This is a genomic window from Bradyrhizobium sp. Pa8 (assembly GCF_052588265.1).
In genome coordinates this window covers 228,779-243,925 of the sequence record NZ_CP176767.1, presented here as the reverse complement: position 1 = coordinate 243,925, position 15,147 = coordinate 228,779, and the positions used below count along the sequence as shown (strand labels likewise).

Annotated in this window: 17 protein-coding genes; 10 read left to right on the top strand and 7 right to left on the bottom strand. The window is 65.0% G+C overall.

Annotated elements, in window-relative coordinates; translation table 11 throughout:
* Window positions 1-48 precede the first annotated feature (48 nt).
* Genes ACKWRH_RS01080 through ACKWRH_RS01070 form a run of 3 tightly spaced genes read left to right on the top strand, consistent with a single transcriptional unit; the run spans window position 49 to window position 2,874 of the window.
* Window positions 49-756 (top strand): Tim44/TimA family putative adaptor protein, encoded by a 708-nt coding sequence (locus ACKWRH_RS01080; protein ID WP_445218971.1) that lies wholly within the window; start codon window positions 49-51, stop codon window positions 754-756.
* The gene (gene mltA / locus ACKWRH_RS01075; RefSeq protein ID WP_445218970.1) at window positions 734-2,287 is read left to right on the top strand and encodes a murein transglycosylase A; all 1,554 of its coding nucleotides are present in this window, start codon (window positions 734-736) and stop codon (window positions 2,285-2,287) included. The genes ACKWRH_RS01080 and mltA overlap by 23 nt, the downstream gene beginning before the upstream one ends.
* Window positions 2,284-2,874, top strand: coding sequence for a Smr/MutS family protein (locus tag ACKWRH_RS01070; RefSeq protein ID WP_445218969.1), 591 nt, complete (start codon window positions 2,284-2,286; stop codon window positions 2,872-2,874). Before mltA ends, ACKWRH_RS01070 begins: the two co-directional genes overlap by 4 nt.
* Here the strand turns inward: ACKWRH_RS01070 and ACKWRH_RS01065 are convergent.
* The 5 genes from ACKWRH_RS01065 to hslV form a co-directional block, all read right to left on the bottom strand.
* Window positions 2,871-3,995: a hypothetical protein gene (locus tag ACKWRH_RS01065; protein ID WP_445218968.1), complete on the bottom strand. Its 1,125-nt coding sequence runs from the start codon at window positions 3,993-3,995 to the stop codon at window positions 2,871-2,873. The two genes, ACKWRH_RS01070 and ACKWRH_RS01065, sit on opposite strands and share 4 nt — an antisense overlap.
* A 229-nt stretch (window positions 3,996-4,224) precedes the next feature.
* Window positions 4,225-5,529 carry an ATP-dependent protease ATPase subunit HslU gene (gene hslU / locus ACKWRH_RS01060; protein WP_445218967.1) on the bottom strand — a complete coding sequence of 435 codons (1,305 nt, stop codon included), beginning with the start codon at window positions 5,527-5,529 and terminating at the stop codon, window positions 4,225-4,227.
* Between the two features lie 49 nt (window positions 5,530-5,578).
* A complete protein-coding gene (locus ACKWRH_RS01055; protein WP_445218966.1) occupies window positions 5,579-6,211 on the bottom strand; it encodes a DUF2585 domain-containing protein in 633 nt (210 codons plus the stop codon).
* Window positions 6,208-6,693: a GNAT family N-acetyltransferase gene (locus tag ACKWRH_RS01050; RefSeq protein ID WP_445218965.1), complete on the bottom strand. Its 486-nt coding sequence runs from the start codon at window positions 6,691-6,693 to the stop codon at window positions 6,208-6,210. Before ACKWRH_RS01050 ends, ACKWRH_RS01055 begins: the two co-directional genes overlap by 4 nt.
* Window positions 6,694-6,710: 17 nt before the next feature.
* On the bottom strand, window positions 6,711-7,271 hold the full coding sequence (gene hslV / locus ACKWRH_RS01045; RefSeq protein ID WP_282521736.1) for an ATP-dependent protease subunit HslV: 561 nt from the start codon (window positions 7,269-7,271) through the stop codon (window positions 6,711-6,713).
* A gap of 244 nt (window positions 7,272-7,515) precedes the next feature.
* Here hslV and hisB point away from each other — a divergent pair, with 244 nt between their 5' ends.
* The 7 genes from hisB (at window position 7,516) to coaA (ending at window position 12,252) form a co-directional block, all read left to right on the top strand.
* The gene (gene hisB / locus ACKWRH_RS01040) at window positions 7,516-8,109 is read left to right on the top strand and encodes an imidazoleglycerol-phosphate dehydratase HisB (RefSeq protein ID WP_014490808.1); all 594 of its coding nucleotides are present in this window, start codon (window positions 7,516-7,518) and stop codon (window positions 8,107-8,109) included.
* Between the two features lie 65 nt (window positions 8,110-8,174).
* The gene (locus tag ACKWRH_RS01035) at window positions 8,175-8,705 is read left to right on the top strand and encodes a DUF2628 domain-containing protein (RefSeq protein ID WP_445218964.1); all 531 of its coding nucleotides are present in this window, start codon (window positions 8,175-8,177) and stop codon (window positions 8,703-8,705) included.
* Complete coding sequence (gene hisH, locus ACKWRH_RS01030) at window positions 8,702-9,352, top strand: imidazole glycerol phosphate synthase subunit HisH (protein ID WP_445218963.1); 651 nt, start codon at window positions 8,702-8,704, stop codon at window positions 9,350-9,352. The genes ACKWRH_RS01035 and hisH overlap by 4 nt, the downstream gene beginning before the upstream one ends.
* On the top strand, window positions 9,349-10,086 hold the full coding sequence (gene hisA, locus ACKWRH_RS01025) for a 1-(5-phosphoribosyl)-5-[(5-phosphoribosylamino)methylideneamino]imidazole-4-carboxamide isomerase (protein WP_445218962.1): 738 nt from the start codon (window positions 9,349-9,351) through the stop codon (window positions 10,084-10,086). The genes hisH and hisA overlap by 4 nt, the downstream gene beginning before the upstream one ends.
* Before the next feature lie 10 nt (window positions 10,087-10,096).
* A complete protein-coding gene (gene hisF / locus ACKWRH_RS01020) occupies window positions 10,097-10,870 on the top strand; it encodes an imidazole glycerol phosphate synthase subunit HisF (protein WP_028150154.1) in 774 nt (257 codons plus the stop codon).
* A gap of 79 nt (window positions 10,871-10,949) precedes the next feature.
* Entirely contained in the window at window positions 10,950-11,270 is a 321-nt protein-coding gene (locus tag ACKWRH_RS01015; RefSeq protein WP_445218961.1) for a phosphoribosyl-ATP diphosphatase, read from the top strand.
* Between the two features lie 25 nt (window positions 11,271-11,295).
* Window positions 11,296-12,252, top strand: a complete 957-nt coding sequence (coaA, locus tag ACKWRH_RS01010; protein WP_028150152.1) for a type I pantothenate kinase — start codon at window positions 11,296-11,298, stop codon at window positions 12,250-12,252.
* A 52-nt stretch (window positions 12,253-12,304) separates the two neighbouring features.
* Here coaA and ACKWRH_RS01005 read toward each other — a convergent pair whose 3' ends face one another.
* Entirely contained in the window at window positions 12,305-14,539 is a 2,235-nt protein-coding gene (locus tag ACKWRH_RS01005) for an ATP-binding protein (protein ID WP_445218960.1), read from the bottom strand.
* 118 nt (window positions 14,540-14,657) lie between these two features.
* Complete coding sequence (locus ACKWRH_RS01000; protein WP_445218959.1) at window positions 14,658-15,131, bottom strand: hypothetical protein; 474 nt, start codon at window positions 15,129-15,131, stop codon at window positions 14,658-14,660.
* Window positions 15,132-15,147: the final 16 nt, after the last annotated feature.

The window sequence follows — 15,147 nt, the reverse complement described above, 5'->3', positions numbered from 1 at the left end:
GACGACCGAGACGGCCCCTTTTAGCGAAGACCAGAAAGCGAATACGACGTGGACATCTACACCATCATCTTCCTGGCGCTGGCGGTCTTCATCTTTCTGAGGCTGCGCAGCGTGCTGGGACAGCGGACGGGTAACGAGCGGCCGCCGTTCGACCGCACCGCCGCCCGCAATGCGCTGGGGGGTGCCCAGGACAAGAACGTCGTGACCATGCCGGGCAAGGTGATCGATCAGGCTCCGCTGGCGCCGACCGCCGAGCCGGCCCCGCCCTCCGACCGCTGGAAGGGCCTGACCGAGCCAGGTACCGCGCTCGCCCAGGGTCTCGACGCTATCGTCGATAAGGATTCCACCTTCGACCCGCGCCATTTCATCTCGGGTGCTCGCGGCGCTTACGAGATGATCGTGCTGGCCTTTGCCAATGGCGACCGCCGCGCATTGCGCGACCTGCTGTCGTCGGAGGTCTATGACAGCTTCGATGCCGCCATCAAGGACCGCGAGAAGAACGAGCAGAAGACCGAGACGCGTTTTGTCTCGATCGACAAGGCCGAGCTCGTCGGCGCCGAGCTGCGCGACCGCACGGCGCAGCTCACCATACGATTCGTCTCGCAGATGATCTCGGCCACCCGCGACAAGAGCGGCAATATCGTCGACGGTAGTGCGGACACGGTCGCCGACATCACCGACATCTGGACCTTCGCCCGCGATATCACCTCTCGCGATCCAAACTGGAAGCTGGTTGGCACCGGAAGCGCGAATTAAGAATTTCCTGAAGAACAGCGCGACGGCGCTTTGCGCAGGTGCCGTCGTGCTGTCGTCGTTTTCGCTCGGCGCCGAGGCGGCGCGGCGTCACTATCGCAGCCATCACCATCATCCCCCGGCACTCCCCGCCGCCCCGCCGCGCGCCTTGCCCTATCCGCAACTCCCTTTGCCGTTCGAAATCCCCGGTGCGCAATATCTGCCGCTGACCTGGGCGGACGTGAAAGGCTGGAGCGACGACGACCATCTGGCCGCCTACAAGACGTTCCGCGCGAGCTGCCGGACGATCAATGCGCAGACCGGTGCGGCCGAACCGAAGGCGCTTGGCGGCTCGCTGAGCGAGCCCTGCCGGGCCGCTAAGTCGCTCGAGCTCGCCGACGACGCCAAAGCCAGGACCTTCTTCGAGGAGAATTTTGCGCCGCTGCGGATCTCGCGCCTCGGCGAGCCCGACGGTTTCGTCACCGGCTATTACGAGCCGGTGCTGGAGGGATCGCGGACGCAGACCGACATCTACAACGTTCCGGTCTATCGCAGACCTTCGAACCTGTTCGTGCGCGGCTACAAGCAGGACTCGGTCAGCTTGCCCAACAAGGGCCCGGTCTATCGCAAGATCGGCCGCCGCAAGCTGGTGCCCTATTACGATCGCGGCGAGATCGAGGACGGCAAGATCGCCGGCCGCGGGCTGGAGATCGCCTGGCTGAAGGACCCGACCGATCTGCTGTTCGCCCAGATCCAGGGCTCGGCGCGGATCAAGTTCGACGACGGCGGCACGGTCCGGCTGAATTACGACGCCTATAACGGCTATCCCTACACGGCCGTCGGTCGTGTCCTGATCGAGCGCGGCATCATTCCGAAGGAAGAGATGTCGATGCAGAAGATCAGGGAATGGATGGCGCAGAACCCCGATGGCGCCAAGGATCTCCGCCGCCAGAACCGCTCCTACATCTTCTTCCGCGAGGTCAACCTGTCCGACAAGGAAGAAGCGGTGGGTGCGCAGGGCATTCCGCTGACCGCCGGCCGCTCGATCGCGGTCGACAAGGCGCTGCACGTCTACGGCACGCCGTTCTTTATCGAGGGCGAGCTGCCGATCGATTCCGAACGCTCCAAGACGCCGTTCCACCGGCTGATGATCGCGCAGGACACCGGCTCGGCCATCATCGGCCCCGCGCGCGCCGATCTCTATTTCGGCGCCGGCGCGGATGCCGGCCGCGTCTCGGGACGGCTGCGCCATCCCATGCACTTTGTCATGTTGGTACCGAAGGGCCTAGATCCCGCGGTGCGCGCCGCGCGGTTGCCGGTGCCGGACCCGCGTCCCTCGGAGAAGATCGCAAAGCTGTTTCCGCAGACCGATCCTGCCAAGGATTCGGTCAAGGATCAGACCAAGCCGGCGGCTCCGGCCGCAGCCGTGGCACAAGGCAAAGGTGAGACAGTCGCCGTTGCCAATCCGGTCCCGTTGCCGGTGCCCCGTCCCGTGATAGAGCCCGTTCAGGAGCCGCGGCGGCCAGTCAAGAATCGTTCCCATCGGCAGCAATGAAGCGATCGTCCCGTCCGCCCGTGCTGGAGCCTCGTCCCTCGCCGCGCCGCCGCGCGCTGAGCGAGGAGGAGCGCGAGCTGTGGGACCTCGTCGCAAAACAGGTCAAGCCGCTGCGGAAGCATCGCGCGGCAAAGACGCATGCCCCGCCGCGCACCGAGCCTTCACCGGCAGCGCCGGCCACACGATCTGCGCCATCGCCACGGCCGATCGCCGCCGCGCCGGCTGTGCGCGTCGCAAAGCCGGCCATGCCGCCGCTGGCACCGCTGGGCAAGCGCGAGCGCACAAAATTGTCGCGCGGCCGCAGCGAGATCGAGGCGCGGCTCGATCTGCACGGCATGACCCAGATACGCGCCCATCGGGCCCTGACCGGCTTCCTGCACCGCGCCCATCACGACGGCCTGACCTTCGTGCTCGTCATCACCGGCAAGGGACGGAGCGGCGGCGAAAGCGGCGTGCTCCGCCGCCAGGTGCCGGAATGGCTGAGCCTGCCGGAATTCCGCGCCTTCGTCGTCGGGTTCGAGGAGGCGCATATCGGCCACGGCGGCGAGGGCGCGCTCTATGTGCGGATACGCCGGGCGAGGTATTAGAACGGCCGGACGATTCCGACGCGCGGGATCAGCGTGAGGATCAGGCCGAAGATATTTGTCTTCCGATCCTCCGACGCGATCAGCGGTGCATTGTATTTGGCCGGCAGCATCTTCACCGCATGCAGGATCAGGAACAGGCAGACTGCCCAGTTCGAGATCCAGCGCGAATAGTCGAACACCATCGCAAACATCACGAGATAGGCGAGGCTGATGCCGATCAGCGCCGCGACGACGAGGCGCCGGTGCAGGTCGTTCGCGAGCGCGCCGATCACGCCGGCAAAATAGCGCCAGAGTGGCGTGTGCAGCCAGATCAGCAGGGCAAACACCGGCACGCCGAGGATGTTGTGCGGCAGGCGGCCCCAGGTATCCGAAACCTCCTTCGCCAGCGGCTGGTACCAGATGTACGCGAATTGCAGCAGGTCGGTCCGCGCCGGATCAGCCATCCGGGTCTTCAGATAGGCAACGAAATCCGCTTCGGGGATCGGCATCGTTCCCAAAAACTGCGCCGCGAAGAACAGCGCGCTCACGCAAAGCAATGCCACCAAACCAAACGCGGCATTCGCTCTGGTGACGCCATGCGCGAGGTAGTGCCTGATCACGACGATGGTGATGATCGTCGGCACATACATCAGCAGATGAATGTGGTGGATCAGCACGAGGACGATCGAGAACAGCGCGGCCGTTGCGACGAACAGCAGCGAGCCCGCCGGCATCAGCAGCAGGATGATCGCCAGTACGCAGCCATAGATGTCGAAATGGCCGAGCGTGTGCATGAAGTTCTTCAGGAAGAACGGCGAGCCCGCGATGAAGACGAACAGCGGCAGCGTCTTCGCGGTGAAGCCGAACGTTTTCTGAAATAATCTGGCATACAGTCCCAGCGTCACCAGCCATGTCGCCCCGCCGAGCGCGAACACCAGCCAGACCGGCACCTTGTCCGTGAACAGCGCGACGATGGCGCCGATCAGCGCCCGCTTGATGAAGCCGAAATGGTAGTCGACGAGGAGATGGATGTAGGGGACGTAAGGCGGCAGCTGGACCTTGTGGACGAACACGCCGACAATGACCGCCGCATTGATCGCGAGCAGGATACGCCAGGGATTTTGCAGGATATTTGCGGTCACGCCGCACCTGAAGTGGTGCGAGCGACCCCCGCTGTCGTCCCGGGCAAGCCACCGGGTCCGCGCAAAGCGCGGCCCGATGACAGGCTCCGCGCGACCCGGGACCCATAACCACAGGATGTCGTTTGAGCCAAGGCTGGAGCCGCTATCTTTTCCAACAAGAACCGCCGGGGAGTATGGGTCCCCGCTTTCGCGGGGACGACGGCGAGATAGATAGCTGACCGCAGCCGAATTACAAAATGAACCGGCTCAGATCGGCGTTCTTGGCGAGGTCGCCGACGTGCTTCTGCACGAAATCCGCATCGACCTTGACGGTCTCGCCGCTGCGGTCGGGGGCGGTGAAGGAGATCTCGTCCAGCACCCGTTCCATCACCGTCTGGAGCCGCCGCGCGCCGATGTTCTCGACGGTGGAATTGACGGCGACCGCGACGTCGGCCAGCGCGTCGATGGCGCCGTCGGTGATGTCGAGCGTCACGCCCTCGGTCTGCAACAGCGCTACGTATTGCTTGATCAGCGAGGCCTCGGGCTCGGTCAGGATGCGGCGCATGTCGTCGCGGGTCAGGGCCTGCAGTTCGACGCGGATCGGCAGGCGGCCCTGCAATTCCGGCAACAGGTCGGACGGTTTCGCGACGTGGAAGGCGCCGGACGCAATGAACAGGATGTGATCGGTCTTCACCGTGCCGTGCTTGGTCGAGACCGTGGTGCCTTCGATCAGCGGCAACAGGTCGCGCTGCACGCCTTCGCGCGAGACGTCGCCGCCGACCCGGCCGTCGCGCGCGCAGATCTTGTCGATCTCGTCCAGGAACACGATGCCGTTGTTCTCGACCGCGCTGATCGCTTCCAGCGTGAGCTGGTCGGTATCCAGCAGCTTGTCGGATTCCTCATTGACGAGGATCTCGTGCGAGTTTTCCACCGTCAGGCGCCGCGTCTTGCTGCGCCCGCCCAGCTTGCCGAAGATGTCGCCGATCGACACCGCGCCCATCTGCGCGCCGGGCAAGCCCGGGATCTCAAACATCGGCATGCCGCCGCCCGAGGACTGCGTCTCGATCTCGATTTCCTTGTCGTTGAGCTCGCCGGCGCGCAGCTTCTTGCGGAACGATTCGCGCGTTGCCTGGCTGGAATTGGCGCCGACCAGCGCGTCGAGCACGCGCTCCTCGGCGGCGAGCTGCGCGCGTGCCTGCACGTCCTTGCGCTTGCGCTCACGCACCTGAGCGATTGCGACCTCGACGAGATCGCGCACGATCTGCTCGACGTCGCGGCCGACATAGCCGACCTCGGTGAATTTCGTCGCTTCCACCTTCAGGAACGGCGCGTTCGCGAGCTTGGCGAGCCGTCGCGCGATCTCCGTCTTGCCGACGCCGGTGGGGCCGATCATCAAGATGTTCTTCGGCAGCACCTCTTCGCGCAAGGAGCCGGAGAGCTGCTGCCGCCGCCAGCGGTTGCGCAGCGCGATCGAGACGGCGCGCTTGGCATCGGCCTGGCCGACGATGAAACGGTCGAGTTCGGAGACGATTTCGCGGGGAGAGAAGTCTGTCATGGGACCTTAGCTAGGATCAGATGCGGGTCGGGACAAGCCGCATTTTACGTCAGATGATGGGCGGACCCGATTGCCATTGTTTCACGGCGTCGATCGGATGGATCAGCATCAGGATATTGAGCGTCAGATTGTCGCGAATGTGGAGCGCCAGCATGATTTCGAAGGCGAGACCGAGCAGGACGGTCACCGGTACAGGCAGCACGCGCGCGGCGAGGAACCCCAGCATCATGAACAGCGTGTCCGAGACCGAATTGACGATGCTGTCGCCGTAATAATCCAGCGAGATCGTGCCGGCGCGGTAGCGCTCGATGATGAAGGGCGAGTTCTCGACGATCTCCCAGGCGCCTTCGATCAGCATCGCGATGATCAGCCGCGCCGGCCAGGATAAACTTGGAAGGGACAGCCGCAGCAATGGCAGGCGCGCGAACAGCAGCCAGGTCAAGCCGTAGAACAGGAAGCCGTGCAGGACGTGCGAGAAGCTGTACCAGTCGGCGATCTGCTGCGAATTCTCCGAGCTGTTCACCACGCCGTGCCACAGCTTGATGGTGCCGCAGGTGCAGATCGGCACCCGTCCCATCGCGAACAGGATCGAGGCCTGCAGCGCCAGCAGCAGCAGCGCGATACCGACCCAGGCGAACGGCGGTACGGCGACCTTGCTCTCGTGCGTGCTCGTCAGCGTCACGGCCCGCGCACCATCAGCAGCGCCGTCCCGTCCGGCGTCTCGACCATGCGGTCGCGGACGAAGCCGGCCTTCTCATAGGCGCGCACGGCACGTGCGTTGAGCGGATCGGGATCGGTGACGATGCGTGGCAGGCCCTGCCGCAACTGGCCGTCGGTGAACTGGCGGATGAACGCGGAGCCGTGGCCGCGCGCGATCATGTCGCTTTCGCCGATGAACTGGTCGATCCCACGGGTGCCCTCCGGTTGCGGCCCAAAGCCGGTATTCCAGGCTGTCAGGCGATAGCATTGAAGATAGCCGAACGGGTGGGTGCCAGCCAACACGATGAACTGGTCCATCGCCGGCTCATCGAGATCGCCGCTCACGAGCGCAAACTGCTCGTCCGGATCGCCCCACCATTCCCGCACATGCGCCTCGCCCAGCCACCGCCGGATCAGCGGCAAATCGGCCGTGCTCATCGGGCGGAAGGTGTAGGCGGGCGCCATGTCCTGTTCGGTCTGGTCTAGCCGGTCGCCAGGCTCTCGATGGTCAGATTGCGGTTGGTGTAGACGCAGATGTCGGCGGCGATATCGAGGGAGCGGCGGACGATGGTCTCGGCATCCTTGTCGGTGTCGATCAAGGCCCGCGCGGCGGCCAGGGCGTAATTGCCCCCGGAGCCGATCGCCATGACCCCGGCCTCGGGCTCCAGCACATCGCCGGTGCCTGTCAGCACCAGGGAGACGTCCTTGTCGGCCACGATCATCATGGCCTCCAGGCGGCGCAGATAGCGGTCGGTCCGCCAGTCCTTGGCGAGCTCCACCGCAGCGCGGGTCAGCTGCCCCGGATACTGCTCGAGCTTGGATTCCAGCCGCTCAAAGAGCGTGAAGGCGTCGGCCGTGGCGCCGGCAAAGCCGCCGATCACGTCGCCCTTGCCGAGTTTTCGCACCTTCTTGGCGTTGGACTTGATCACGGTCTGGCCGATCGAGACCTGGCCGTCGCCGCCGACCACCACCTTGCCGCCCTTGCGGACCGTCAAAATCGTGGTGCCGTGCCAGCCCGGCGCGCTGTTCTGGGAATCCTGCATCAAATACCTCGCTGTCAAACCTGAATTTAGGCGGTCGGGACCGACCGTACAACGGGCCGCTCCGGGCCCATTTCGCTCACCATAGGCAGAAGTAGAGGCCCGGCCAGCCGTTCCCGCAGTAGCGAAGGCGTCATTTGGCTGTTAAAAGACCGCCGTTTTCGGTCCAAAAGAGCATGATCCGGAAAAGTGGGTACCGGTTTTCCGACAAGATCATGCTCAAAATCAAAATGGAAACCGCTTTTCAATGCGCACCGCGACGATCAAGCGCAAGACCAAGGAAACCGACATCGAGGTCACCGTGAACCTTGATGGCACCGGCGTGGCCAATATCGCGACCGGCATCGGCTTTTTCGACCATATGCTCGATCTCCTCGCCCGCCATTCCCGCATCGACCTCACGGTCAAGGCGGTTGGCGATTTGCACATTGATCATCACCATACCACCGAAGACACCGGCATCGCGCTCGGCCAGGCGGTCAAGCAGGCGCTCGGCAACATGGCAGGCATCACCCGTTATGCCGGCGTGCACATGCCCATGGACGAGACGCTGTCGCGCGTGGTCATCGACATCTCGGGCCGCCCGTTCCTGGTGTTCAAAGCCGACTTCCCCCGCGACAAGATCGGCGAGTTCGATACCGAGCTGGTGCGCGAGTGGTTCCAGGCCTTCGCCATGAACGCCGGCGTGACTCTTCACGTCGAGACCCTATATGGCGATAACAGCCACCATATCGCCGAGTCCTGCTTCAAGGGCCTGGCGCGGGCGCTGCGCACTGCCGTCGCGATCGATCCGAAGGCCGTGGGCGAAATCCCGTCCACCAAGGGCTCGCTCGGCGGCTGACGTCTTTCGGCCGGCGGCACGCGCCGCTTGCGGTATCACTGAATTCCTAGGAACGGGGCATCACCATGCCTGTCTACACAGTTCATGCTCCCTCCCCTGCCGGAGCCGATCTGCGCGCGACCGACAAGTTCGTCTTCGTGCGCGACGGTTTTCATTTCTGGGCGATGATCTTCGGGCCGTTCTGGCTGCTCTGGAACAGGCTCTGGCTGGCGCTGATCGGCTGGGTGATTTTCCTGGCTGCATTCGATGCAGGGCTGCATAGCCTCGGCGTTGGCCGCAGCTCGATCTTCTTGGCCAATATGATCGTCGCGGTGCTGATGGGTTTCGAGGCCTCGAGCCTGCGCCGCTGGACGCTGTCGCGCGGCAAGTGGCGCCAGCTCGACGTCGTCATCTCCGATGACGAGGACACTGCCGAGCGGCGTTTCTTCGAGCGCTGGAGCCAGAAGCAGCGCGGCATCGTCAACGATCAATGGGCCGTCGATCGCGGCGGCCCGCCGCCAACCCGCAACGTGCCGGGTCAGCAATTCTCAAATCCGCCACCGCTGCCGTCGGGCGGCATCATTGGATTGTTTCCAGAACCGGGAGGGTCAAGATGAGCGTCGCCATCATCGATTACGGTTCAGGCAATCTGCATTCCGCCGCCAAGGCATTCGAGCGCGCCGCGCGCAGCCTGGAGATCCCGCAAAAGGTCTTCGTCACCAGCGATCCGGACCAGGCCTACAGTGCCGACCGTCTGGTGTTGCCGGGCGTTGGCGCCTTCGCCGATTGCCGGCGCGGGCTCGATGCAGTCAACGGCATGGTCGAGGCGATCACCGAAGCGGTGCGCGTCAAGGCGCGGCCCTTCTTTGGTATTTGCGTCGGCATGCAGCTGATGGCGAGCCGCGGCAAGGAACATGTCACGACGGACGGTCTGAACTGGATCGGTGGCGACGTCGAGAAGATCACACCGCGCGACGAGAGCCTGAAGATCCCGCACATGGGCTGGAATACGCTCGACATGCTGCGCGAGCATCCGGTGCTGGACAGGCTGCCGCTCGGCCCCAAGGGGCAGCACGCCTATTTCGTGCACTCCTACCACCTCAACGCCGCCAACGAGGCGGACGTGCTCGCGCGCGCCGATTACGGTGGACCCGTCACCGCGATCGTCGCGAAGGACACCGCCATCGGCACCCAATTCCACCCCGAGAAAAGCCAGCGTTTCGGCCTGGCCCTGATCTCGAACTTTTTGCGATGGAAGCCGTGATTCTTTTTCCCGCTGTTGACCTCAAGAACGGCCAGTGCGTGCGCCTCGAGCAAGGCGACATGGCGCGCGCGACCGTGTTCAACCTCAATCCCGCAGCCCAGGCGCAGAGCTTTGTCGAACAAGGCTTCGAGTATCTCCACGTCGTCGATCTCGACGGCGCCTTTGCCGGCAAGCCGGTGAATGCGCAGGCGGTCGAGGCGATGCTCAAGACGATCAAGATCCCGGTGCAACTCGGCGGCGGCATTCGCGATCTCGCGACCGTCGAAGCCTGGCTCGACAAGGGTATCACCCGCGTCATCATCGGCACCGCCGCGGTGCGCGACCCTGAACTGGTGAAGGCGGCTGCAAGGAAATTCCCCGGCCGCGTCGCGGTCGGGCTTGATGCCCGCGACGGCAAGGTCGCCGTCGAAGGCTGGGCCGAGACCTCGCAGGTGACGGTGCTCGAAATCGCGCGGCGTTTCGAGGATGCAGGCGTCGCTGCCATCATCTTCACCGACATCGCGCGCGACGGCTTGCTCAAAGGCTTGAATCTCGATGCGACCATTGCGCTGGCAGATGCGATCTCGATTCCCGTGATCGCCTCCGGCGGCCTCGCCTCGATCGAGGACGTCAAGGCGATGCTGACGCCGCGCGCCAGGAAGCTCGCCGGCGCGATCGCCGGCCGCGCGCTTTACGACGGCCGGCTCGAGCCCGCCGCCGCCCTCACCTTGATCCGCAACGCGCGCACCGCCTAGGAGCTGACACATGTTCAAGGTGCGCGTGATCCCCTGCCTCGACGTCAAGGACGGCCGGGTCGTCAAGGGCGTCAACTTCGTCGACCTGCGCGATGCCGGCGATCCCGTCGAAGCCGCGATCGCCTATGACGCCGCCGGTGCCGATGAGCTCACCTTCCTCGACATCACCGCGACCCACGAGAACCGCGGCATCATGCTGGACGTGGTCCGGCGTACGGCGGAGGCCTGCTTCATGCCCGTGACCGTCGGTGGCGGCGTGCGCAAGGTCGACGACATCAAGACGCTGCTGCGCGCCGGCGCCGACAAGGTCTCGATCAACAGCGCGGCGGTGTCGCGCCGCGAGTTCGTCAAGGAAGCCGCCGAGAAATTCGGCGAACAGTGCGTGGTGGTCGCGATCGACGCCAAGCGGGTCAAGCGTCCGGGCGGCGACCGCTGGGAGATCTTCACCCATGGCGGGCGCAACTCGACCGGCATCGATGCCATCGAATATGCCCAGGAAGTGGTCTCGCTCGGCGCTGGCGAAATCCTGCTCACCTCCATGGACCGCGACGGCACCCGGCAGGGCTTCGACATCCCGCTGACCCGGGCGATCGCCGACAGCGTTCCCGTTCCCGTGATCGCCTCGGGCGGCGTCGGCAATCTCGATCATCTCGTCGACGGGATCCGCGACGGCCACGCCACGGCTGTGCTGGCCGCCTCGATCTTTCATTTCGGGGAATTCACCATCCGCGAAGCCAAGGAGCACATGGCCCGGCGCGGACTGGCCATGCGCCTCGATGCCTGACGACTCCCGTTCATAAAAATGCTACATAGGCCTGCGGGGAATGGCCTCCGTGGCCTTGTGTGTTTTTCGAGTAATTCCGATGTCGCGTTTCACGATCCACGATCTGGCCGAGACCATCGACGCCCGCGCGGCGGCCGGCGGCGAGGCGTCCTATACCCGCAAACTTCTGGACAAGGGCGCCGAGCATTGCGCCAAGAAGTTCGGCGAGGAAGCAGTCGAAACCGTAATCGCAGCAGTCGAAAACGATCGCGCGCATCTGATCGCTGAAAGCGCCGACCTGCTCTATCACTTCCTTGTGCTGCTCAAGGCCCGCGGCGTAAAGCTGGAGGAGGTCGAGGCCGCGCTGGACAAGCGGACGAATATGTCCGGATTGGAAGAAAAGGCGTCCCGCAAGGGTTAGTAGATCCCAACGGAAAGGTCGCGTCATGGATATCCGCGCACCCGAGCAGCAGTATAATCCGTACCGCGTCTATACGCGCGAGCAGTGGTCGCGACTGCGCGACGACACGCCGATGACGCTGGAGCCAGGCGAGTTCGACCGGCTGCGCTCACTGCACGATCGCCTGGACTTGCAGGAGGTCGAGGACATCTACCTGCCGCTGTCGCGCCTCCTGTCGATCTATGTCGATGCGATGCAGCGCCTGTATTACGCGGAGCGCCAGTTCCTCAACATCCGCGACCGCAAGATGCCCTACATCATCGGCGTCGCCGGTTCGGTCGCGGTCGGAAAATCCACCACGGCCCGCGTGCTTCAGGCACTGCTGGCGCGCTGGTCGCCGCGTCCGAAGGTCGAACTGATCACCACCGACGGATTTCTGTATCCCAACGCCGTGCTGGAGCGGCAGGGCATCATGCAGAAGAAGGGCTTTCCGGAGAGCTACGACCTGCCGCTGCTGCTCAGCTTCCTCTCCGACATCAAGGCCGGTCGCCGCCACGTGCGCGCGCCGGTCTATTCGCATCTGACCTACGACATCGTGCCGAACCAGTGGGCCGAGATCGACCAGCCCGACATCCTGATCGTCGAGGGCGTCAACGTGCTGCAAACCGGCAAGCTGCCGCGCGACGGCAAGGCGGTACCCGTCGTCTCCGACTTCTTCGATTTCTCGGTCTATATCGACGCCGACGAGGCGGCGCTGCGGCAATGGTACATCAAGCGCTTCCTGGCGCTGCGTGACACCGCGTTCACCAATCCAAAATCCTACTTCAACCGCTACGCGCTGTTGTCGGACGAGGAAGCCACCGCCACCGCGATCGCGATCTGGGAACGCACCAACCTCGCCAATCTCGAGGACAACATCCTGCCGACCCGCCCCCGCGCGACGCTGATCCTGAAGAAGGGCGCCGACCACACGGTGGCGAGCGTGGCGCTGCGACGGCTGTAGGCCGCATTGTATCGTCGCAAGGGCTCCTCGCAATGACGGAGGAGAGACCTTCCTACACCGCCAGATGGCGCGCCGCCGCCAGCCCGGCCAGCGCCTCGTCCAGTTTGTCGCGGTCGAGCGGTTTGACCAGAAATCCGTTCATGCCCGCCTCGAAACAGGCATAGCGATCCTCCACCAGCGTATTGGCGGTGAGCGCGAGGATCGGCGTGTGGTGGCCGCCTTTGGCGGCCTCGTGCGTGCGGATGCGTTTTGTCGCCTCGATTCCGTCGAGCTGCGGCATCTGGATGTCCATCAGCACGAGATCGTAGGGCGTGCCGGCGGATGACGCGGCGAGCCAGGATTCCACCGCCGCCTCGCCATGACCGGCGATGACGACGCGGTGGCCGAGCTTGGTCAGCAGCGAGCGCATCAGCAGCGCGTTGATCTCGTTGTCCTCGGCGACGAGGATCGACAGGCCGTTTGCCGTTACGACGCCGGCGGGGGAGGCAGCCGGCGGCTCCGGCGCCAGTTCGGGCGAGGCGACCTCCGGCGTCAGCGCGAGACGTGCCGCGAGCGAAGCCGCGCGCAGTGGCTTGATCAGAAAGCCGGTGAAGGACGCTGAAAATTTCTCGTGGCGCGAGCTCGATGTCAGCAGCACCAGCCGCTGCGCCGCATGCTTGCGCGCGACCTCGCCGAGACGGTCGGCGATGGCGGCGCCGATCGCACGATCGACCAGCACCGCATGCCATGAGCGCTCCGGCAGCAGCGCCTCTGCGACGGCGCCATCCGAGACGAGGCAGGTCTGGCCGCCCCAGCGCTCCAGCCGCCGCGCGATCAGCGAGGCCTCGATGCCGTCGGCGATCAGGAGCATCGACTTGCCGGTGAGATCAGGGCTTGGGAACGTCGTCTGTCCCGCGCCGGATTGCGATGGCGCAAGCGGAATCGCGACCTCGAAGGTCGAGCCCTTGCCCGGCTCGCTCTCCAGGGTGATGCGGCCGCCCATGCGCTTGACGATGCGCTCGCTGATGGCAAGGCCGAGCCCGGTGCCGCCATAGGTGCGTGCGACGCGCTCGTCGGCCTGCTCGAATTCGCGGAAGATGCGCGTTCGCGCCTCGGGTGCGATGCCGATGCCGGTGTCGCGCACGAGAAAACTGATCTCGTTCGGCCAGATGCCGGGTTCGACGATCAGCGCGACGCCGCCGGTCGCGGTGAACTTGACGGCGTTGCCGGCGAGGTTGAGCAGCACCTGGCGCAGCCGGGCGGCGTCGCCGACGACCTCGAGCGGCAGGCGCTCGTCGACATAGGCGGCGATCTCGAGCGTCTTTGCCTGTGCGCGCGGCGCGAGCAGCTCGGTGATCTCCTCGATCATGGTCGAGAGCGCGAACGGGCGCTGGTCGAGATCGAGCTTGCCGGCCTCGATCTTGGAATAGTCGAGCAGTTCCTCGATCAGCGCCATCAAGGCTTCGCCGGAGGTCTTCACCGCCCTGGCATAGGTCGTCTGCTCCGGCGTGAGCGTGGTGTCGAGCAACAGGCCGCCCATGCCGATGATGCCGTTGAGCGGCGTGCGGATCTCATGCGAGGCCATCGCCAGGAAGCGCGACTTGGCGCGGTTGGCGGCATCGGCCTGGTCGCGCGCGTCCGACAGCGCGCGCTCGGTCTCGGTGCGGTCGGTGACGTCGCGTCCGACGCTCTGCAGTTCGGCGGGCTGGCCGGCATCGAGACGGACATAGCCCTCGCGCCAGGCGATCCAGCGCGCGCCGTGCGGGGTGGTGATCCTCTGGTCGTGAATGCGCGTGCCGTTGCTTTCGCGGGCGCTGTCGCCCTGCGCGAGGACGTCGAAATCGAAACGCGTGCCGACCAGCGCGCTGCGCCCCTGTCCCGCGAGCGCGCAATAGGCGTCGTTGGCGAAGGTGATGCGGCCCTGGTGGTCGCGCAGCACGATCAGGTCACCCTGCTGTTCGAACAGGCTGCGCGCGCGCTCTTCGGCCTCCTTCAGTTCCCAATTGCGGTCGATCAGCGTTTCGTTGTGGGCGGCCAGCTTACGCATCCGCTTGTTGACGAAGCGCAGCCGCATGCTGAGCGTGGCGAGGCCGAGGCAGGCGAGCGCGAACAGGAAGCTCGCGCCGACCGCAAACGTATTGGGGTCGTAGCCGGAGTTCTCGGAGCGGCTGCCGGAGACGAAGCCATAGGCGCCGCCGAACGTCGCCGAGAAGATCATGAAGGAGCGGATCGCGAACGCGATGCGGGGGTGCTGTCGCCTGAAGCGGCGCATGCGCACCTTGATCCGGAACGTCCGATCCATCGCCATCGACCCCGACTCTTGCTCCGAAACCCGCGCCGCCAATTGCGACGATGTCTCGCCGACCTTGCGAACAGCTTGAGGCCTTGGTTCGGCCTCCAAACAGGGTTGATGAGGTGTTAACGCCTCAGAGCGAGGCGGCCTGGAGCGGGAGCGGGCGGTGGCCGCCATTGGCGCCGACGATCAACGCCGCGGCCTCGCGCTGCGAAAAGGTCTTCGAGCGCACATAGATGCGGTAATCGGCCGGCCCGTCGGTGGACAGGTAAATCACCGGGCCGCCGTCGACCGGCTCCGCGGCAATCGTGACAAGGCGGTTTGCCGGATTGGCCTGGCAGGAGTCCGGTTCAAAGCTCAGACCGTCGTCCACGACCGCGAAGTCCGCCGCGTCCGGATCGTCGGTGATCTGAACCCGCACCGTGGCCCGCGACAGATCGTCGGTGAAGGCGACATGGACGCCGGCCGTCCAGAACAGGGATGTCAGCTCGACTGAAGTCTCGCCCAGCGCGATGCAGGGATGCGAGACCGATCCGATCTCGCCGCGGGCGAACACCGCGGCCGCCAACAAGGGAACAACCGAGGCCAGGATCTTGAAACGCAACATGACACTCTACTCGCCC

Coding starts and splice junctions, on each gene's coding strand:
- ACKWRH_RS01070 (WP_445218969.1), top strand. CDS start 2,284: ATGAAGCGATCGTCCCGTCCGCCCGTGCTGGAGCCTCGTCCCTCGCCG.
- hslU (WP_445218967.1), bottom strand. CDS start 5,529: ATGACAGACTTCTCTCCCCGCGAAATCGTCTCCGAACTCGACCGTTTC.
- ACKWRH_RS01050 (WP_445218965.1), bottom strand. CDS start 6,693: ATGGCGCCCGCCTACACCTTCCGCCCGATGAGCACGGCCGATTTGCCG.
- hslV (WP_282521736.1), bottom strand. CDS start 7,271: ATGCAGGATTCCCAGAACAGCGCGCCGGGCTGGCACGGCACCACGATT.
- hisB (WP_014490808.1), top strand. CDS start 7,516: ATGCGCACCGCGACGATCAAGCGCAAGACCAAGGAAACCGACATCGAG.
- ACKWRH_RS01035 (WP_445218964.1), top strand. CDS start 8,175: ATGCCTGTCTACACAGTTCATGCTCCCTCCCCTGCCGGAGCCGATCTG.
- hisH (WP_445218963.1), top strand. CDS start 8,702: ATGAGCGTCGCCATCATCGATTACGGTTCAGGCAATCTGCATTCCGCC.
- hisF (WP_028150154.1), top strand. CDS start 10,097: ATGTTCAAGGTGCGCGTGATCCCCTGCCTCGACGTCAAGGACGGCCGG.
- ACKWRH_RS01015 (WP_445218961.1), top strand. CDS start 10,950: ATGTCGCGTTTCACGATCCACGATCTGGCCGAGACCATCGACGCCCGC.
- coaA (WP_028150152.1), top strand. CDS start 11,296: ATGGATATCCGCGCACCCGAGCAGCAGTATAATCCGTACCGCGTCTAT.
- ACKWRH_RS01005 (WP_445218960.1), bottom strand. CDS start 14,539: ATGGCGATGGATCGGACGTTCCGGATCAAGGTGCGCATGCGCCGCTTC.
- ACKWRH_RS01000 (WP_445218959.1), bottom strand. CDS start 15,131: ATGTTGCGTTTCAAGATCCTGGCCTCGGTTGTTCCCTTGTTGGCGGCC.